This window comes from Arthrobacter sp. ISL-65, from assembly GCF_018613795.1.
Taxonomy (GTDB): domain Bacteria; phylum Actinomycetota; class Actinomycetes; order Actinomycetales; family Micrococcaceae; genus Arthrobacter.
The window spans coordinates 18448-37292 of record NZ_JAGGPN010000057.1; the positions used below are offsets into that span (position 1 = coordinate 18448).

Here is an 18845-nt window from a genome sequence, read left to right on the forward strand (position 1 = left end):
ACCACCGCAAGAAGCAATCCATCTGGTGGATCACGTTCCACTTAGCAAGGAGCCAACAATGAAGTTAGGTCCCAAAGCGGCAGCAGCCGCTCTCATCCTCAGCACATCCCTTGCGCTGACGGCCTGCGGCGGAGGCGGCGCAGCGGGCAGCAATAACCCCGGCGCCCCCAAGACCACCACGCTGACGCTGGGTACAGTTCAGGAAATCCGTTCCTGGGACCCGGCGCAGGCCCACGTGGGCCACATTCTGCAGCCCTACCAAGCGGCTTATGATTCCCTGATTCTCCGGGAACCGGACGGCAAGCTCAGCCCCATGCTGGCCACCGACTGGAAATATAACGACACCAACACCAAGCTGACGGTGGACCTCCGTACGGACGTGACGTTCAGCGACGGGGCCAAGTTCGACGCCGAAGCAGCAAAGGCCAACCTGGATCACTTCAAGACCGCCAACGGTCCCCAGATGGCCCAGCTCACCGCCGTCTCCGACGTCGCGGTCGTGGATGCCGACACCATCGAGCTTAACCTGACCCAACCGGACCCTTCACTTGAGTACTACCTCAGCCAGGCCGCCGGCTTGATGGGCAGCCCCAAAGCCCTGGGCACTGAAGGCATCAAAACAGAGCCCGTAGGCAGCGGACCGTACGTTATGGACAAGGCCGCCACCGTCAAGGACTCACAGTCCGTGTTCACAGCCCGCAAGGACTACTGGAACAAGGACATCCAGAAGTTCGAGAAGGTCACCTTCAAGACCCTCACTGACCTGACCGCCCGCACCAACGCCCTGGTCTCGGGGCAGGTAGACGCCACGCTGCTGGACCCCAAGACCGGCAAGCAGGCGGAGGGCGCCAAGATGAAGCTGGCCTCCAACCAGGTGGACTGGCAGGGACTGCTGCTGCTGGACCGCGACGGCACCAAGAACGCCGCCCTTGGCAACGTCAAGGTCCGTCAGGCCATCAATTACGCCTTTGACCGCAAGACCATCGTGGACCAGGTCCTTCTCGGCCAAGGCACCCCGACGTCCCAGCCGTTCGGCAAGGAAAGCGGCGCGTGGACCGAGGAGCTTGAAAACTACTACTCCTACGACCCCGCGAAGGCCAAGGCACTCCTGAAGGAGGCCGGCTACGAAACCGGTGTCACCCTTGACGTCCCCGCAGTGCCAGGATTCGAAACCCAGCTTGCGGTGATCAAGCAGCAGCTGAACGATATCGGCATCACGCTCAACGTCGGCGCCGCGATCACCAATACCTATACCTCTGACATTTCGGCCCAGAAGTTCACCAGCATCTTGTTCTCGCTGTTCCAGGGAGAGCCGTGGGTTGCCACCAACCAGATCATTTCCACCAAGGCGCTCTACAACCCGTTCAAGAACACCACTCCTGAGCTGCAGGCCAAGATCGATGCGGTTGAAAAGGGCGGTAAGGACGCCGGCAAGCTGGCCCAGGAGGTCAATAAGTACGTGGTGGAGCAGGCATGGTTTGCCCCGCTGTACCGGGTCAACCAGATGTACTACCACAACTCCAAGATCGCCGTGGAACCGCAGATCCAGCAGGCTGTTCCCTCCCTGTACAACTACTCGCCGGCTTCCTAGCAGCGGGTTAGCAACCACAACCGGCGTTGGTCCGGCAGACGCAACTCGCGGACTGCCGGACCAGCATTCAACACCATGCCAGTTCAACGGAGCCAGCAATGATCACCTTCATCCTCAAACGCCTCGGCAGCGGGATCGTAGTCCTGTTCGTCGTCTCGATTCTCGTTTTTTCCCTCCTTTACGTATCGAGCGGCAGCATCGCACGAAACATTTTGGGTGACCAGGCGACACCGGAGCAGCTTGCTGTGAAGAATGCCGAGCTGGGGCTCGACCAGCCCATCCTCGCGCGGTACTTCAGCTGGCTTACCGGCGCCCTGCGAGGGGATCTGGGAGCATCCTGGTTTACGTCTGAACCTGTGGCCAGTTCACTGGCCACCCGCATTCCCGTGACCATGACAATGGTTTTCGTCGCCATGACCCTCATCGCCATTATTGCCACCCTCATCGGCGTTGCCGCCGCAGTGAAGCGCGGCTGGGTCGACCGGGTAGTCCAGATCGGCGCCATCATCGGCGACTCCATCCCCGGATTCGTCATCGGCATCATCCTCGTCACCATCCTTGCCATCCAAATGGGCTTTTTCCCGGCCACCAGCACCATCGCTCCCGGCGTCGGAGCAGACGCCTGGGCGCTGTCCCTGGCGCTTCCAGTGATCGCATTGCTGATCAATGGCGTGACGGGCGGTGCGCAGCAGATCCGCAGCGCCGTGATCAAGCAGCTCGAACGTGACTACGTCCGCACGCTGCGCAGCCGGGGAATCGGCGAGCGTGAAGTCCTCTTCAAGCATGTCCTGCGCAGCGCGGCCCCGGCCGGGCTCACAGTGCTCAGCCTCCAGCTGATCGGCATGCTCGGCGGTGTGGTCATCATCGAGCAGATCTTTGCCCTTCCCGGCATGGGCCCGCTCGCCGTTGCCGCTACCAGCCAGAGTGACCAGCCTGTGGTTATGGGCGTTGTTATGTACACCGTTGTCGTCGTGATCGTGGTCAACCTCATCGTTGACCTGCTGAACGGCTGGCTCAACCCGAAGGTGCGTGTCTCGTGACCGAGTCCGTTGAAACCGCCGCCCTGACCCCCGCACCAGGCCGCGCCGTCCCAGAAAAATCAGGCCAGACCGGCACCGTGGTCCGGTCAACAGTCCTGCGGCGCCTGTTCAAGAACCCCCTTGGCATCATCGCCATCGTCATCCTCCTGGCCATGGCCGTCATGGCAGTTTTTGCCGATGCTCTGGCCCCGTTCGATGAGAATTTCGCCAACATCTCCAAGACGCTGGCTGCCCCGGACGGGGTCAACATCCTGGGCACTGACAGCTCAGGCCGCGACGTCTGGAGCCGGCTGTTGTTCGGTGCGCAACTGACCCTCGCCTCAGCCCTGTTGTGCGCGGCCGTTGCCATCGCAATCGGCCTGCCGGCAGGCTTGATTGCCGGTTACTACGCCGGCAAGTTCGAAGCAGTCTCGAACTGGGTGGTCAGCATCCTCATGAGCCTTCCCGGCCTGATCGTCCTGCTGACCATCCGCGCAGCGTTCGGCCCCTCGGTGTGGATTGCCATGATTGCCTTCGGCGTCCTCATCAGTCCGTCCTATTTCCGCCTAACCCGGTCAGCGGTACAGTCGGTCCGCAATGAACTCTACGTTGACGCGGCCCGCGTCTCCGGCCTGTCGGACCTGCGGATCATCACCCGCCACATCTTCTCCGTCGTGCGTGCGCCCATCATCATCCAGACAGCCGCGATCGCCGGCGTTGCCATCGCCATCCAGTCCGGACTGGAATTCCTGGGCCTGGGCGATCCCGCCAAGGCAACGTGGGGCGTGATGCTGAGCGAAGGATTCAAGAACGTCTACCTCACCCCGTCGCTGTTGTTCTGGCCCGCGTTCGCCATGGCGTTGACCATCGGCGCCTTGGTCCTCCTGGGGAACGCCATCCGAGACGCCCTCGAAGACGGGGAGAAGATCAAACACCGCCGGAAAAAGATCCGCACTGCAGAAGACGCCGCCACGGCCAGCGCCGCCAAGGCAGCACGCAAGACCGTCGCCACCGTCGAAGCCGGAACCGAACACCACCTCGTTAAGGTCACCAACCTCGGCGTCGGGTATCCCCAGGCCGACGGCTCAGTCAAGAAAGTGGTGGACGACGTATCCTTCCACGTGGACCGGGGCGAAATCCTTGGCATTGTGGGAGAGTCCGGGTCGGGCAAATCCCAGACCGCTTTCTCCATCCTGGGCCTGCTCCCGGACACTGCACGCATCGTCGCCGGCGCCATCCAGTTCGACGGCAACTACACCGTCGCGCCCGGCGAGGACAAAGTCAGCCAGGACCGCCTGTCCAAGCTGCGCGGTAAGCGGATTTCCTACATCCCGCAGGAACCCATGTCCAACCTGGACCCGGCGTTCACCATTGGCTACCAGCTGGTCACCCCCATGATGCGCGTCCTGGGCATCTCTAAGGCAGAAGCCACCACGCGGGGTATGAAGCTGCTCGCCGACGTCGGAATCGTCAACCCGGAACGGACCTTCAAGGCCTATCCGCACGAGGTCTCCGGCGGCATGGCACAGCGCGTGCTCATCGCCGGGGCCATCAGCTGCGAACCCGACCTGATCATCGCCGACGAACCCACCACCGCCCTGGACGTCACCGTCCAGGCCGATGTCCTGGACCTCATCCGCGACCTCCAGCGCCGCCTCGGCGTCGGCGTCATCCTGGTGACCCACAACTTCGGCGTCGTGGCCGACCTCTGCGACCGCGTCGTGGTCATGCAGAACGGACGGCTCGTCGAAGAAGGCCCCGTACGGGAGATCCTCCGCAACCCGAAAAAGGAATACACGCAGACCCTCCTTGCCTCCATGCTCGAAGGCAAGGAACCCATGACCATGCTGGTGCCGGCACCCTCATCTGTAACGGCGCGATCAACTGCCAAGGAGAACGTACTGTGACCGAACGTGCAGCCCTGGATGCCGCGGAATCAGCCCCGACCCAACGCGGACTCCTGCGCGTGGAAGACCTGGTGGTGGACTACGCGGGCAAGGGCTTCCGGGCCAAGAAGTTCAGAGCCTTGACGGACATCAACATTAGCATCGGCCAGGGGGAGACCCTGGGCCTGGTGGGGGAGTCCGGCTCGGGTAAGACCACCCTGGGCCGCGCCGTGCTGGGCCTCGCCCCGGTGAGCGGCGGCCGGATCACGTTCGAGGGCCAGGACATCAGCCATGCCACTCGTAGGCAGCGCCGCGTGCTCAGCCGGGACATGCAGGTGGTCTTCCAGGACCCGTACACCTCGCTGAACCCGGCACTGGAAATCGGCGATATCCTCGCCGAACCCCTGGGCGTGCAGGGCATGGAGGCCACGGCTGCCAAGAAGCGTGTGAAGGAATTGCTGGACCAGGTGGGACTGCCGTCTGACGCGATCCACCGCCTGCCGCGCGAGTTCAGCGGCGGCCAGCGCCAGCGCGTCGCCATCGCCCGGGCTCTGGCACTCTCACCCAAGCTGATCGTCTGTGACGAACCGGTGAGCGCGCTGGATCTGTCCACCCAGGCACGCGTTCTGGACCTCTTCCTGCAAATCCAGAAAGACACCGGTGTTTCCTACCTGTTTGTCTCCCATGACCTGGACGTGGTCCGGCACATCAGCCACCGTGTAGCGGTAATGTACCGCGGAGAAATTGTCGAACAGGGCCCTGCAGAGGTTGTCACCCGCGATCCCGAACACCCCTACACTCAGAGGCTCCTGCTGGCTTCGCCGGTCCCGGACCCGGACCGGCAGGAAAAGCGTCGCGCGGACCGGCACCGGCTCCTTGAAATGCAGCGGCAACAGAACGAGCAGGCCGGCGTGCCCGCCTAGGCTCCTGCCCCTGAACCACCCCCTCAAACAAGACGAAGGACGAAACCATGGGAACAACCGCCACCATCGGCGTACAAGCGATGATGCTGAAGGACAGCTTTGCGGAGATCGGAGCGTTTGAGACCCTCCGCAAGGTCAGCGCGATCGGGTACAACGCTGTCGAAATTTCCCAGATCCCGATGTCCGCGGAAAACGTGGCCGAGCTTGAGCGCTCCCGCACCGAACTGGGCATGGACATCGCAGCCCTGTCGGTGGCCCTGGAAAAACCGGCAGGCCGCCCGGGTGACTCGCTCCGCGACGACTTCGACAAGATCGTGGACGACGCCAAACGGCTCGATTCCAAGCTGCTGCGCATCGGCATGCTGCCTTTCCCCGCCATGAAGTCGATTGAGGCCGTAGTCGATTTCGCCAAGGAAACCAACGGTTACGCCGAGCGCCTGCAGGAGCAGGGCATCAGCCTGTACTACCACAACCACCACATTGAGTTCGCGAAGTTTGACGGCAAGTACATGCTGGACATCATCGCTGAGAACTCGCCGGCCATGGGCATGGAAATCGACGTCCACTGGGTGCAGCGCGGTGGCCTGGACCCGGTCCGGACCCTGGAGAAGTATGCCGGCCGGACCGCCATGGTGCACCTGAAGGACTACCGGATCGGCCAGATGCCGGAAGCATCCTTTGGCATGCTGGAGGCCGGCGACTTCGCCGGCTTCATGCAGGAATTCAAGAACGTTGTGCAGTTCGCCGAAGTCGGCGAGGGCAACCTCGACTTCCCCTCCATCATTCCTGCCGCCCAGTCAGCCGGCGCGCAGTACCTGCTGGTGGAGCAGGACGAACTCTATGGCCGCACGGTGTGGGAAGCCCTCCAGACCTCCTACGACAACCTTATTGCCATGGGCTTCTCGGACCGTTTCTAAGACTTCTCCCGCATACCCATCACCTGTAACCAGATACGGAGATTTATCCATGAGCAAGAAAGTACGCCTCGGCATCATTGGCCTGGGCCAGCAGGGCGGCATGTACGCCAAATTCATCACCGACGGGCTTGTCCCCAACATGGAGATCGGCGCCATCTGCGACACGGACCCCGCGAAGAAGGATCTGGCGGCTTCCCAGTATCCCGGGGTTCCTTACTACGACGACTACATTGCGATGCTTGAAAGCGGCGACATCGACGCCGTCGTCACGTGCGTCCCGCACTTCCTGCACCCGGAAATCGGCATCGAATCGCTCAGGCGCAACATCCACGCACTGGTGGAGAAGCCGGCCGGCGTCTACACCAAGCAGGTCAAGGAACTGAACGAGTTCGCGGCCTCCAAGCCGGAGCTCTCCTTCGGCATAATGTTCAACCAGCGCAACAACCCGCTGTACCAGAAGCTCAAGGAAATCGTCGACAACGGCGAGATCGGCAAGATTCGTCGCAGCAACTGGATCATCACTAACTGGTGGCGTCCGCAGGGTTACTACAACTCCAGCGAATGGCGCGCCACCTGGGGCGGCGAAGGCGGCGGCGTCCTGGTCAACCAGGCACCGCACCAGCTGGACCTGTGGCAGTGGATCTGCGGCGTGCCGAAGTCGGTCTACTCCAAGGTTGCTTTCGGCTTCCGCCGCGACATCGCCGTTGAAGACGAGGTGACTGCTGTGGTCGACTACGGCAACGGTGTCACCGGCGTCTTCGTCACCGCCACCCACGATCTGACCGGGACCGACCGCTTCGAGATCCTGGGCGACCAGGGCAAGATCGTCGTCGAAGGCAGCAAGACCGCCACCGTGACGCGTCTGCACAAGCCCGAGCGCGAACTCAGCGACGGCATGGACATGGACGATGTCCGGAAGCTCTTCATGGGCCAACTGAACCCGGAAGAGTACTACAGCACCGAGGTCATCGAGTTCGAGTCCGTTTGGGGGGCGCAGCACGCCGGTGTCCTGGAGAACTTCGCTGCCAACATCCTGGACGGCACTCCTTTGCTTGCCCCCGGATCGGACGGCATCAACGGAGTCCGCCTGGCCAACGCCATCCACCTTTCGAGCTGGACCGGCAAGGAAGTCTCCCTCGACTTCGACGAGGACGAGTTCCTGCGGGAGCTCAACAAGCGCATCACCGAAGAGGGCAAGTTCCCGGAACGCTCCTAACTCCCGCCCGCCAGCGCCGGACGATCCCATCCCAACCGGGTCGCAGTTAGCAATCGCCAGGACCGCTCATGGCGACGTTAGCCACGACCCGGTTGGTTCATTCCTCGTTAGGATGGGGCGGTGACCGAACCTAGAACGCAGGGCCATGCCGCATTGACAGGGGCTGCAAAAAAGCAGGCCAGGAACGGAAAGTCCCACGCCACCATCTATGACATCGCCAAGGTGGCCGGCGTGAACCCCTCCACCGTCTCCCGTGCCCTCAGCAAGCCCGAAAGGGTCAGCGCCAAGACACGGAAGCTCATCGAGGACGCGGCAGCGCAGCTGGACTACCAGGTCAACCCGTTCGCCCGGGCCCTGCCAACCGGCCGGACCAACACCTTCGGCCTCATCGTCGCGGACATCACCAACCCGACCTTTTTCGACATCATCCGCGGCGCCGAGACCACGGCCACGCTGCGCGACTACACCCTGCTGCTCGCAGAATCCGCCGAATCACCCGTTACCGAACTAACGGCGGCCCGGCGAATGATGGCGACAGCGGACGGCCTCATCCTGGCCAGCCCCCGCATGGACGACGACGACATCCGCGCCCTTGCCAAAGACAAACCCGTGGTGGTCATCAACCGCGAGGTGGACGGTGTGCCCTGCGTCATTCCGGATGTCGGCAAGGGCATCAGCGAGGCGGTCCGCAGCCTGGCCGGGAACGGCCACAAAAAGCTGGCATTTGTTGCCGGCCCGCCCCGGTCCTGGATGTCGGCCCGCCGCTGGGAAGGGGTCCAGGCCGCCTGCGACTGGTCCAAGCTGGAGGCTGTCCGGTTGGAGTCCAGCAAACCAACCGTCGACGGCGGCCGACAGGTTGCGCGGGAAGTCCGGGCCAGCGGCGCCACGGCCGTGCTGACCTACAACGACCTCCTCGCCATAGGACTCATGCAGGAGCTCCAGGCCGCGGGAATGGTGGTACCGGACCAGATCAGCATTGTGGGCTTTGACGACATTTTCGGCGCAGACTTCACCACCCCGCCGCTCACCACCGTGCGTTCGCCGCTGGGGGAGTGCGGCGCGGGCGCCACCGCCAGGCTGCTTGATCTCCTCAGCGGACGGGGGGAACCTGCCGGTACTCTCCGCGTCGAAACGGAACTGGTGCTGCGCGGTTCGAGCGGCAGGCTCCTGCCCCTGCACTGACGGCGCCGCCCCTCGAGCCACCGTTTTGCAACAATTGGCAACCGGTTGACAGAACGCGCTGCAGGCTGGAGCATTGACGTATGTCACTGTCGATCGCCGCCCACCCAGACCGGCTCCTGCCCGCTGATCCAGGAACGCGCAGCATTGCGCGGGGCCTCCTGGAACGTGTCCAGGACCTTCCCATCATTTCCCCGCACGGACACGTTGACGCTGCCGTCATCGAGCACGACACACCGTTCCCTGATCCGGCAGCGTTGCTGGTCAGCCCGGACCACTACGTCACCCGTCTGATCCACGCCAGCGGCGTGGACCAAAACCTCCTGCGCCCTCAAGCAGGCGCTTCGGGCGACCCTGCTGCCGTCCCGGACTCACGCACGGTCTGGCGCGAGTTCTGCAAAGCGTGGCCGCTCTTCGAAGGCACCGCTTCCGGATATTGGCTGCGCAACCAGTTCCACAGCGTTTTTGGCCTTCAGCACGAACCCAGCGCGGCGGACCCCGATGCCAGTTATAACGCCATCTCAGCCAAGCTGCAGGAACCCGGCTTCCGGCCCCGCGAGCTTTTCAAGGACTTCAACATCGAGGTCCTGGCCACCACGGATGATCCTTTGGACACCCTGGCCAGCCATAAGGCAATCGCCCAGGATCCCACCTTCCACGGGCGCGTCCTGCCCACCTTCCGGCCGGACGCCTACCTGAACATCGCGCACCCCACCTGGTCCGACAACGTTGACCGCCTGATCTCGGCAGCGGGCGACGGGGGCACGGGTTATGCCGGCTACATCACCGCGCTGGAGAACCGGCGCCGCTATTTCATCGAACACGGAGCGGTCTCTGCCGACCACGGCGTCCGCACCCCCCGTACACTCAAGCTCGACGCCGGCGACGCAGCAAAGATGTTTGACAGGGCCCGTTCGGGACAGGCTACGGCGCAGGACCGCGAAGACTTCGAAGCCCACATGATGTACCAGATGGCGCGGATGTCGGTGGAGGACGGCCTGGTCATGACCATCCACCCGGGCTCCTTCCGTAACCACCACGAGTCCACCTTCAACACCTTCGGCGCAGACAGCGGCCACGACATCCCGTTCGCGATCGACTACACCGAGGCTATCCGGCCCTTGCTGCAGGACTTCGGCACGGCCAAGGATTTCCACCTGGTGCTTTTCACCATGGACGAGACAGTGTTCTCCCGCGAACTCGCGCCCTTGGCCGGCTTCTACCCCTCCGTCTACCTCGGCGCACCCTGGTGGTTCCTGGACGCACCGGACGCCATGCTGCGGTTCCGCTCCGCCGTCACCGAGACGGCCGGATTCTCCCGGTCCTCAGGCTTCATCGATGACACCCGCGCGTTCTGCTCCATCCCCGCCCGCCACGACGCCTCCCGCCGGATCGAAGCCTCCTTCCTGGCCCGGCTGGTAGCCGAACACCGCGTCACCGAGGACCGCGCACACGAGCTCATCGTGGACATCGTGGACGGTTCACCCCGAAAGGTATTCAAACTGTGAGCATTGAAGCCCAGCCAGAAGCGGAATCCCCCCTGGACCTTCCCCGACTCAACCGCTCCCTGCGCCCGTCAGCAAAGGCACCGGTGCGAATCGTCCATCTGGGCCTGGGCGCCTTCCACCGCTCACACCAGGCGTGGTACACCCACCAGGCGAAGGACGCAGGGGACTGGGGCATAGCTGCCTTCACCGGCCGCCGCCCGGACGCTGCGCTGGCTTTGGCTGAACAGGACGGACTCTTCACCCTGGTGGAACGCGCCGGAGGCGGAGACTCCTTCACAGTGGTCAGCAGCATCGTCGAAGCCGTGGACGGAGCAGACGTCCGGCGACTTGCCCAGCTCGTAGCGGCACCCGGCACTGTAGTGATCACCCTGACCATCACCGAGGCCGCCTACCGGCTCGGTTCCCACGGGCACCTTGACACCACGGCACCTGACGTCGCCTCGGACCTTGCCCTGCTGGCATCCGGGACCGGAAATCCGGCGACCCCGCTGGGACGGCTGGTCTTCGCCCTCGCCGCCCGCCGGGCAGCCGGAGCACACCCCCTGGCCGTGGTCTGCTGCGACAACCTGGCAAACAACGGCACCGTGGCGCGGAACGCCGTGCTGGGCATGGCCCAGTCTTGGGACCCGGGCCTGGCTGCCTGGATTGAGTCCACCGTCAGCTTCGTCAGCACCTCGGTGGACCGCATCACCCCGCGCACCACCGAAGCAGACATCGCCGCCGTCGAGGCCGCCCGCGGCTATCACGACAGCTCGCCGGTAGTGGCTGAGCCATTCACCAACTGGGTTCTCAGCGGCAGTTTTCCCGCCGGCCGACCCCGCTGGGAAGACGCCGGCGCCGTCTTCGTGGACCACATCGAACCTTACGAGAACCGCAAGCTGTGGCTGCTCAATGGAGCCCACTCGTTGCTTGCCTACGCAGGCCAGCTCCGCGGGCACACCACCGTGGCGCAGGCTCTTGCGGACCCGCAGTGCCTCGACGCGGTGGAACACTTCTGGAATGAAGCCGAGGTGCACCTCTCAGGCCCCGCAGCAGGCGGCGCTGACCTGCAGATTCCGGCCTATCGCACCGCCCTGCTGGCACGCTTCAGCAACACACGCATTGCCCACCACCTGGCACAAATTGCCATGGACGGCAGTACGAAGCTGCGGATGCGCGCTGTTCCGGTGCTGCAGGCCGAGCGCGCCGCGGGCCGGTCAGGTGCCGCCGCTGCACTCATGATTGCCGCCTGGGCGGACTACACCGCGGCTGCCGAAGTCCAGGATCCCCTGGCCGCCGACATCGCCAAAGCCAACCGGCTCAGCGGCACCGAAAGGATCCAGGCACTTTTGAAGCTGGTGGACCCGGTCCTGGCCGCCGACCGCGGTGTCGTTGACCTGATTACAGACCTGTGCGGAACGTTCGACCAGCCGACCCTCTCGCCCTAGCGATCTCCGCACCGCCCGGCTCTGCCATAAGAGCCGGGCAGCCTTGCTTTCATGACTGATACCGAACGGTATTGGCAACCGCTTGCCAATTCATTGCCAAGTGACTAGGATTACAACACGAGCAGAAACCCGGTGTATCGCCGGTCCGCTAAAAGAATCCCACTCCGGCTCAGCCCGCAAAGACGCGTTAGGAACCCTGCAAATGCTCAAGCCCCAGGCCAGCGAAACCCGCGAGTTGGTCAACCTCGACGGCATCTACCGCTTCAAGGTGGACTTCGAGCGTGCAGGCCACCGCCAGGAATGGTTTAGGGAAACGCTGGAAACCGACCTCGAAATGGGTGTCCCTGCCAGCTACAACGATGTCTTCCCCGACAAGACCATCCGCGACCACGTGGGGTACGTCTGGTACCAGCGCGAGGTTCGTGTTCCCCGCGGCTGGGCAGGGGAGCGGATCCACCTCCGGCTCGATTCCGCCACCCATGAGGGCATGGTCTGGGTCAACGACGTACTGGTTGCCGAGCATACGGGCGGCTACATGCCCTTCAGCGCCGACATCACCGAGCACGTGACCCCGGGCCAAATCTTCCGGCTGACCATCTCCGTGAACAACGAGCTCACCCAGGCCACCATTCCGCCGGGCAGCATCACCGTCACCGGGGACGGACGGCGCCAGCAGAGCTACCTCCACGATTTCTACAACTACGCCGGCCTGCACCGCAGCGTCTGGCTCTACAGCACCCCTGCCGTCACGGTGGAGGACATCACGGTGGTGACCGGCTTCAACGGCAGCACCGGCAGCGTCGACTACGCGGTCGCCGCCGCCGGCGGCACCGGAAACGAGACCATCAAGGTCACCCTGCGCGATGCTGGCGGTGCTGAAGTCGCTGCTGCAGAAGGCGCTGACGGTGCCCTGAAGATTGACGGCGTCGTGCTCTGGAAGCCAGGTGCTGCCTACCTGTACAGCTTCACCGCTGAGATCCATGACGGCGGCCGGCTGCTGGACAGCTACACCCTCCCCGTGGGAATCCGGACCGTGGAGGTCAGCGGTAAGGAATTCCTCATCAACGGGGAACCGTTCTATTTCACCGGCTTCGGCATGCATGAGGACCACGTGGCCATTGGCAAGGGCCACAGCGACGCCCAGATGGTCAACGACTTCCAGCTCCTCGATTGGATAGGAGCCAACTCCTTCCGCACTTCGCACTACCCCTACGCCGAGGAAGTGATGGAGTTCGCTGACCGACACGGGATCGTGGTGATCGATGAAACGGCCGCCGTCGGGCTGCACCTCGGTTTCGGTGCGGTGTTCGGCGGGATCGCGAAGAAGACGTACGTCGAAGGCGGGGTGGATGCCAACACAGCAGCGAACCACCGCCAGGCCATCACCGAACTCGTGGCCCGGGACAAGAACCACCCCTCGGTGGTGATCTGGTCCATCGCCAACGAGCCCAATGGCTCCGAGGAAGGCGCCCGCGAATACTTCCAGCCCCTGGTTGAACTCACCCGGGAGCTGGATCCGACCCGTCCTGTGGGCTATGTCAACGTCATGTTCGACACCCCGGACAAGGAACTCCTCGGCGATCTGTTCGACGTCATCATGCTCAACCGCTACTACGGCTGGTATTTGAACAACGGGGACCTGGAAACAGCGGAGCAGGTCCTGGAAAAGGAGCTGCGGGAATGGGAAGCCAAATATGGCAAGCCCATGATCATGACCGAGTACGGGCCGGACACTATGCCGGGCTTCCACTCCATCTACGAACAGCCCTGGAGTGAGGAATACCAAGCCGCGTTCCTGGCGATGTACCACCGGGTCTTTGACCGGGTGGACGCCATGGTGGGCGAGCAGGTGTGGAACTTCGCTGACTTCCAGACGTCCAACGGCGTCATGCGCGTGGACGGCAACAAGAAGGGTGTGTTCACGCGAGACCGCCAGCCCAAGCCGGCCGCGTATTCCCTCCGCCAACGGTGGACCGCTTTGGCCGGCGTCAAAAACGGCAGCGACAAAAAAATCAACAACCCCTAGCATTTTTCACTATTTCTCGCTGCCCCCTGGGCAGACACTTGGGTGAAGGAGCCCACCTCATGAAAAAGCTGAACAAACTCAGCATCATCGGCTACGGCGCCGGCGATGCAGCCAACAACCTGGCCTTCACCACGGCCACCATGTTCCTGCTGGTCTACTACACCGACGTTGCGGGTATTTCCGCGGCCGCCGCAGGTACACTGCTGCTGGCCGTGCGCATCTTCGACGCCTTCGCTGACGTTCTCGCCGGGCGCGTGGTGGACCGGGCGTTTAGCAAGCGGTTTGGCAAGTTCCGTCCGTTCATCATGTTCGGCTCCATTCCGCTGCTCCTGCTCAGCGTTGCCACGTTCTCCGTGCCGCAGCTCGGCGAGTCCGGCACCCTGCTGTACGCCTACGTCACCTACGCGGCCCTTGGCCTGGCGTACAGCCTGGTCAACATCCCCTACGGCTCCCTGGCCGGGGCCATGACCCAGGACCCTGGAGACCGGGCCAAGCTCGGTTCCGCCCGGATGATCGGAGCACTCCTGGTGGGCTCTGCCCTGGGAATCTTCGTAGCGCCGCTGATCAAGCCGGGAGCCGACCTCCAGGGAACCTTCACCACCATCACCCTGGTCTTTGTGGTGATCGGCGCTGTCCTGTACTTCTTCACAGTGCTCACAGCCAAGGAACGCGTGCACCGGTCCGTGCCCAACGTCACCTTCAAACAGAGCATGGACACGCTCAAAGGCAACAAACCGCTGCTGATGCTGTGCCTGAGCTCCTTCTTTTTCCTCACCGGCTACCTCGCGCTGACCTCGGTGCAGCTCTACTACCTGCGCGACGTCCTGGGCCGGCTGGACCTGTACCCGGTCCTGTCCATCATCCAGCTTGTCCTCACGTTCGTGCTGGCCGCATTCATGCCTCGGCTGGTCCGGAATTTCGGCAAAAAGCGCGTCTACATCTACTCATCGCTGCTCACGGTCATCGGCGGTGTCATCATCTTTCTCACCCCGTCCAGCCAGGTGTGGATCGGCTTCGGCGGCCTGCTGATCAGCGTCATGGGCGTCCTCGCCGTCAACATCGTGGTCTGGGCCCTGGAAGCCGACACCGTGGAGTATGGCGAATGGAAAACCGGTGTCCGTACAGAAGGCATCACGTACGCCCTGTTTTCCTTCACCCGCAAGACGGGACAGGCCGTTGGCGGCGCCCTCGCCGCCTACGCCCTGGCCCTGGGCGGCTACAAGTCCGGTGCAACCCAGACCGCCGATGCCGTCTTCGGAATCCAGATGGCCGCCGGCGCTCTCCCCGCCGTCATGACCATCCTGGCCGTGCTCGTTATGTCCAAGTACAAGCTCACCGACGCCATGCATGCTGAGATCCTCACGGAAATCCGGGCCCGCCACGAAAGCGGCGATGCCCCCAAAAAGAACGATGCCGCCGCCGAGCCTGCCAACGCCGGTTCGCACGGCACCGAAACGGCCCTCTCCCCGCAGCCGCCCGCAGCGCCCACCAACTGACCCCTGAACCTGTCCAGCCCCTGAAAGGACCTGCAGTGAAAATCATTGCCGCCGACGTCTTCGTGACAAGTCCCTCCCGCAACTTCGTGACGCTCCGGATCACTACCGAGGATGGTGTCACGGGTATAGGTGACGCCACGCTGAACGGCCGTGAGCTCGCCGTCGCCGCCTATTTGAAGGAACACGTTGCGCAGCTGCTGATCGGCAAGGACCCGCACCGGATCGAGGACACCTGGCAGTTCCTCTACCGCTCCTCGTACTGGCGGCGCGGCCCGGTGACCATGGCCGCGATCGCCGCGGTGGACATGGCGCTGTGGGACATCAAGGGCAAGCTCGCCGGCATGCCGGTCTACCAGCTGCTGGGCGGGGCGTCACGCAACGGGCTGCGCGCCTACGGCCACGCCTCCGGCGCGGACCTGCCATCGCTGTTCGACTCCGTCCGTGAGCACCTGGAACTGGGCTACAAGTCCATCCGCATCCAGACCGCCGTCCCGGGCATCAAAGCCGTCTACGGCGTGGCCGCACAGGCCCAGGCCTCCGGTGAGCGCTACGACTACGAACCCGCCGGCCGCGGTGCGTTCCCGCAGGAAGAGGACTGGGACACCCGCGCCTATCTGCGCCACCTGCCCACCGTGTTCGAAGCGGTCCGCAACGAGTTCGGCCCGGAAATCCCCCTGCTGCACGACGGGCACCACCGGATGACCCCGATCCAGGCAGCCAAGCTCGGCAAGGCGCTCGAACCGTATGACCTGTTCTGGCTCGAGGACTGCACCCCGGCCGAGAACCAGGAGGCCCTGCGCCTGGTCCGCCAGCACACCACCACCCCGCTGGCCATCGGCGAAATCTTCAACACCGTGTACGACTACCAGACCATCATCAAGGAACAGCTGATCGACTACGTCCGGGCCGCGTCCACGCACTTCGGCGGCATCAGCCCGTTGAAGAAGGTCATGGACTTCGCCGCGCAGTACCAGATCAAGTCCGGCTTCCACGGCCCCACCGACATTTCCCCGGTGGGCTTCGCCGCGCAGCTGCACGTGGGCCTGGCCATCCATAACTACGGCATCCAGGAATACATGCAGCACTCGGACAAGACCAACGAGGTCTTCAAGCAGTCCATGACCTTCGTGGACGGCTACCTGCACCCGGGCAACGAGCCGGGCATCGGCGTCGAGTTCAACGAGGAAGCAGCAGCGGCGTTCCCGTACCAGCAGGCCTACCTGCCCTACAACCGCCTGGTCGACGGAACGGTGCACGACTGGTGAGCACTATGAATCCAGTCCCCCAATCCAAGCACCGCATCATCGTGATGGGCGTGTCCGGCTGCGGCAAGACCACCATCGGCGATCTTGTTGCCCGTGAGCTCGGCGTACCGTTCCTCGACGGCGATTCCCTCCACCCCGTGGAGAACGTCGCCAAGATGGCAGCCGGGACACCCCTGGCTGATGAGGACCGCTGGCCGTGGCTCGCCACCGTCGGCGCCGAGCTGGCCAAAGCGGGCGACGGCGGGCTGGTCCTGGCATGCTCCGCCCTGCGCCGCAGCTACCGGGACGCCATCCGGGCACAGGCTCCGGACACCGTCTTCCTGCACCTGCACGGCAGCGAGGAAGTCCTCAGCCAGCGCCTCGAAGGGCGCTCGGGACACTTCATGCCGCCCGCGCTGCTGGTATCCCAGCTCGCCACGCTTGAAGCCCTGGAGCCGGATGAAGCCGGGTTCATCGTCGACATCGCCGCTCCCGTCGACGAGGTGGTGGCGTCGGCACTGGCGAACATTGCCGCCGTCGGCCCGTCCGCGGCGCTCGACGCCAAGGGTGCCGAGGGCACCCAACTACGGCAGTTCGACGTCGACCTTTCGGCCGCGCCGTTCAACCTCGACGACGACGCCGTCACTTGGGTGGAATCCACCCTGGCCGGCATGAGCCTCGAGGAGAAGATCGGCCAGCTGTTCATCAACCACAACAACGACTACTCCCCGGAGTACCTCGATGGTGTGCTGGAGAACTTCCACGTGGGTGGCATGCGGTACCGGCCCGGCCCGTCCGCTGCCGTGCAGGAGCACATCCGCTACGCGCAGTCCAAGACCCGCATCCCGTTGCTGGTGGCCTCCAACCCGGAAATGGGGGGAGCCGGAAGCTGCGACGACGGAACGTTTGTGTCGACGCACCTGCAGGCCGGCTCGCACCCCGACAAGGCCATCGCCCGGCAGATGGGGCAGGTGGCCGGTGTGGAAACCGCGGCGCTTGGGTGCAACTGGGCCTTCGCCCCGATCGTGGACATCCACTACAACTGGCGGAACACGGTCATCTCCACCCGGGCCTTCGGCAACACGCCGGAGGTCGTGGTGGAGCGGGCCAAGGAGTACTTCGACGGCATCAGCGAGTCCCCCACTGTCTGCGCCATGAAGCACTTCCCCGGAGACGGCGTGGATGAGCGTGACCAGCACGTTGTCACGTCCTACAACACCTTCAGCTACGAGGAATGGAGCCGGACGTACGGGCACGTGTACCGCGAAATGATCGGGCACGGCGTGCAGTCCATCATGGTGGGGCACATCGGGGCGCCGGAACTGTCCCGCCACTTCCGGCCCGGCCTGGCGGACAAGGACATCCTGCCTGCAACGCTCGCACCCGAGCTGCTCCAGGACCTGCTCCGCAGCGAGCTCGGCTTCAACGGACTGATCCTCACTGACGCCTCGCTGATGGTGGGCCTGGCCCAGGCCATGAAGCGTAAGGACCTGGTGCCGGCAACCATCGCGGCCGGCTGCGACATGTTCCTGTTCTTCCGGAACCCGGCGGAGGACTTCGGCTACATGCTGGACGGCTACAAGTCCGGCGTCATCACGGAGCAGCGGCTGCACGATGCACTCCGCCGGATCCTGGGGCTGAAAGCCTCCTTGGGGTTGCACCGGAAGCCCGCCTCGGAACTCGTGCCGCCTGCGGAAACGCTGGCCGTGATCGGCAGTGAGGCGCACCGTGCCATCGCTGCGGAAATCGCGGATAAGACCGTCACGCTGGTCAAGGACACCGCCAACAACCTGCCCATCACGCCGGAAGCGCATCCGCGGATTCGCCTGTACGGGATTTCCGGCGGGGCTGATTTCACACGCGCTGATCCGCTGGCCTACCTGGACACGGTCAAGGAAGAGCTGGAATCGGCCGGCTTCGAGGTGCACATCTTCAGGACGGCGGAGCAGCGGGAGGCCGCGGGGGAGACCGGCATGAACTTCATGCGGGTCCTGTCCGAGGAAGCCACCGGCGATTACGCGGACAGGTACGACGCCGCCTTGGTGTTCGCCAATGTGAAGGGCTTCGCGCAGGAAGCAGCCATCCGGATCAAGTGGTCCTCACCGATGGCCGCCGAGATCCCGTGGTACGCCACCGAAGTGCCCACGGTGTTCGTTTCACTCAACCAGCCCAACCACCTGATTGATGTGCCCATGGTCAAGACGGCGATCCACGCGCATGCCGGTTCCCGGGAAGCGATCCGGGCCACCATCGCCAAGATCCAGGGCAAGTCGGAGTTCCAGGGCACGTTCAACGACAACGTGTTCTGCGATTCCTTCGACACCCGGCTCTAGAGGCCTTTATCCGGCGACTTCAGACCGGAAAAGCCCGGTACTGCTCACTAGGCGGTATCGGGCTTTCCCTTTGCACAAGC

General features: G+C 63.9%; 13 protein-coding genes. All 13 read left to right on the plus strand.

Annotated features, from left to right (window positions below):
• Positions 1 to 58 precede the first annotated feature (58 nt).
• The 13 genes from J7I85_RS22335 to J7I85_RS22395 all read left to right on the plus strand — a co-directional run bounded on the left by J7I85_RS22335 (position 59) and on the right by J7I85_RS22395 (position 18765).
• The gene (locus J7I85_RS22335) at positions 59 to 1591 is read left to right on the plus strand and encodes an ABC transporter substrate-binding protein (RefSeq protein ID WP_214857412.1); all 1533 of its coding nucleotides are present in this window, start codon (positions 59 to 61) and stop codon (positions 1589 to 1591) included.
• Positions 1592 to 1689: 98 nt separating this feature from the next.
• Positions 1690 to 2631 carry an ABC transporter permease gene (locus tag J7I85_RS22340; RefSeq protein WP_214857414.1) on the plus strand — a complete coding sequence of 314 codons (942 nt, stop codon included), beginning with the start codon at positions 1690 to 1692 and terminating at the stop codon, positions 2629 to 2631.
• Positions 2628 to 4517 carry a dipeptide/oligopeptide/nickel ABC transporter permease/ATP-binding protein gene (locus J7I85_RS22345; protein WP_214857416.1) on the plus strand — a complete coding sequence of 630 codons (1890 nt, stop codon included), beginning with the start codon at positions 2628 to 2630 and terminating at the stop codon, positions 4515 to 4517. The genes J7I85_RS22340 and J7I85_RS22345 overlap by 4 nt, the downstream gene beginning before the upstream one ends.
• On the plus strand, positions 4514 to 5419 hold the full coding sequence (locus J7I85_RS22350) for an ATP-binding cassette domain-containing protein (RefSeq protein WP_308159616.1): 906 nt from the start codon (positions 4514 to 4516) through the stop codon (positions 5417 to 5419). The genes J7I85_RS22345 and J7I85_RS22350 overlap by 4 nt, the downstream gene beginning before the upstream one ends.
• Before the next feature lie 47 nt (positions 5420 to 5466).
• Entirely contained in the window at positions 5467 to 6336 is an 870-nt protein-coding gene (locus J7I85_RS22355) for a sugar phosphate isomerase/epimerase (RefSeq protein WP_251024710.1), read from the plus strand.
• Positions 6337 to 6385: 49 nt separating this feature from the next.
• Positions 6386 to 7552 (plus strand): Gfo/Idh/MocA family protein, encoded by a 1167-nt coding sequence (locus J7I85_RS22360; RefSeq protein ID WP_214857418.1) that lies wholly within the window; start codon positions 6386 to 6388, stop codon positions 7550 to 7552.
• 120 nt (positions 7553 to 7672) lie between these two features.
• Positions 7673 to 8734 carry a LacI family DNA-binding transcriptional regulator gene (locus tag J7I85_RS22365; RefSeq protein ID WP_214857420.1) on the plus strand — a complete coding sequence of 354 codons (1062 nt, stop codon included), beginning with the start codon at positions 7673 to 7675 and terminating at the stop codon, positions 8732 to 8734.
• An 80-nt stretch (positions 8735 to 8814) separates the two neighbouring features.
• Positions 8815 to 10239, plus strand: coding sequence for a glucuronate isomerase (gene uxaC, locus J7I85_RS22370; protein WP_214857422.1), 1425 nt, complete (start codon positions 8815 to 8817; stop codon positions 10237 to 10239).
• Entirely contained in the window at positions 10236 to 11666 is a 1431-nt protein-coding gene (locus J7I85_RS22375; protein WP_214857424.1) for a mannitol dehydrogenase family protein, read from the plus strand. Before uxaC ends, J7I85_RS22375 begins: the two co-directional genes overlap by 4 nt.
• A gap of 202 nt (positions 11667 to 11868) precedes the next feature.
• Positions 11869 to 13692, plus strand: coding sequence for a beta-glucuronidase (gene uidA, locus J7I85_RS22380; protein ID WP_214857426.1), 1824 nt, complete (start codon positions 11869 to 11871; stop codon positions 13690 to 13692).
• A 59-nt stretch (positions 13693 to 13751) separates the two neighbouring features.
• The gene (gene uidB, locus J7I85_RS22385; RefSeq protein ID WP_251024711.1) at positions 13752 to 15188 is read left to right on the plus strand and encodes a glucuronide transporter; all 1437 of its coding nucleotides are present in this window, start codon (positions 13752 to 13754) and stop codon (positions 15186 to 15188) included.
• A gap of 35 nt (positions 15189 to 15223) precedes the next feature.
• Positions 15224 to 16453 carry a D-mannonate dehydratase ManD gene (gene manD, locus J7I85_RS22390; RefSeq protein WP_214857428.1) on the plus strand — a complete coding sequence of 410 codons (1230 nt, stop codon included), beginning with the start codon at positions 15224 to 15226 and terminating at the stop codon, positions 16451 to 16453.
• Between the two features lie 5 nt (positions 16454 to 16458).
• Positions 16459 to 18765, plus strand: a complete 2307-nt coding sequence (locus J7I85_RS22395; RefSeq protein ID WP_214857430.1) for a gluconokinase, GntK/IdnK-type — start codon at positions 16459 to 16461, stop codon at positions 18763 to 18765.
• Positions 18766 to 18845 lie beyond the last annotated feature (80 nt).

Bases quoted from the DNA above. Each gene is read 5' to 3' on its own strand.
- J7I85_RS22355 (WP_251024710.1), top strand. From the start codon at position 5,467: ATGGGAACAACCGCCACCATCGGCGTACAAGCGATGATGCTGAAGGAC.
- J7I85_RS22360 (WP_214857418.1), top strand. From the start codon at position 6,386: ATGAGCAAGAAAGTACGCCTCGGCATCATTGGCCTGGGCCAGCAGGGC.
- uidA (WP_214857426.1), top strand. From the start codon at position 11,869: ATGCTCAAGCCCCAGGCCAGCGAAACCCGCGAGTTGGTCAACCTCGAC.
- J7I85_RS22395 (WP_214857430.1), top strand. From the start codon at position 16,459: ATGAATCCAGTCCCCCAATCCAAGCACCGCATCATCGTGATGGGCGTG.
- J7I85_RS22340 (WP_214857414.1), top strand. From the start codon at position 1,690: ATGATCACCTTCATCCTCAAACGCCTCGGCAGCGGGATCGTAGTCCTG.
- J7I85_RS22335 (WP_214857412.1), top strand. From the start codon at position 59: ATGAAGTTAGGTCCCAAAGCGGCAGCAGCCGCTCTCATCCTCAGCACA.
- uxaC (WP_214857422.1), top strand. From the start codon at position 8,815: ATGTCACTGTCGATCGCCGCCCACCCAGACCGGCTCCTGCCCGCTGAT.
- uidB (WP_251024711.1), top strand. From the start codon at position 13,752: ATGAAAAAGCTGAACAAACTCAGCATCATCGGCTACGGCGCCGGCGAT.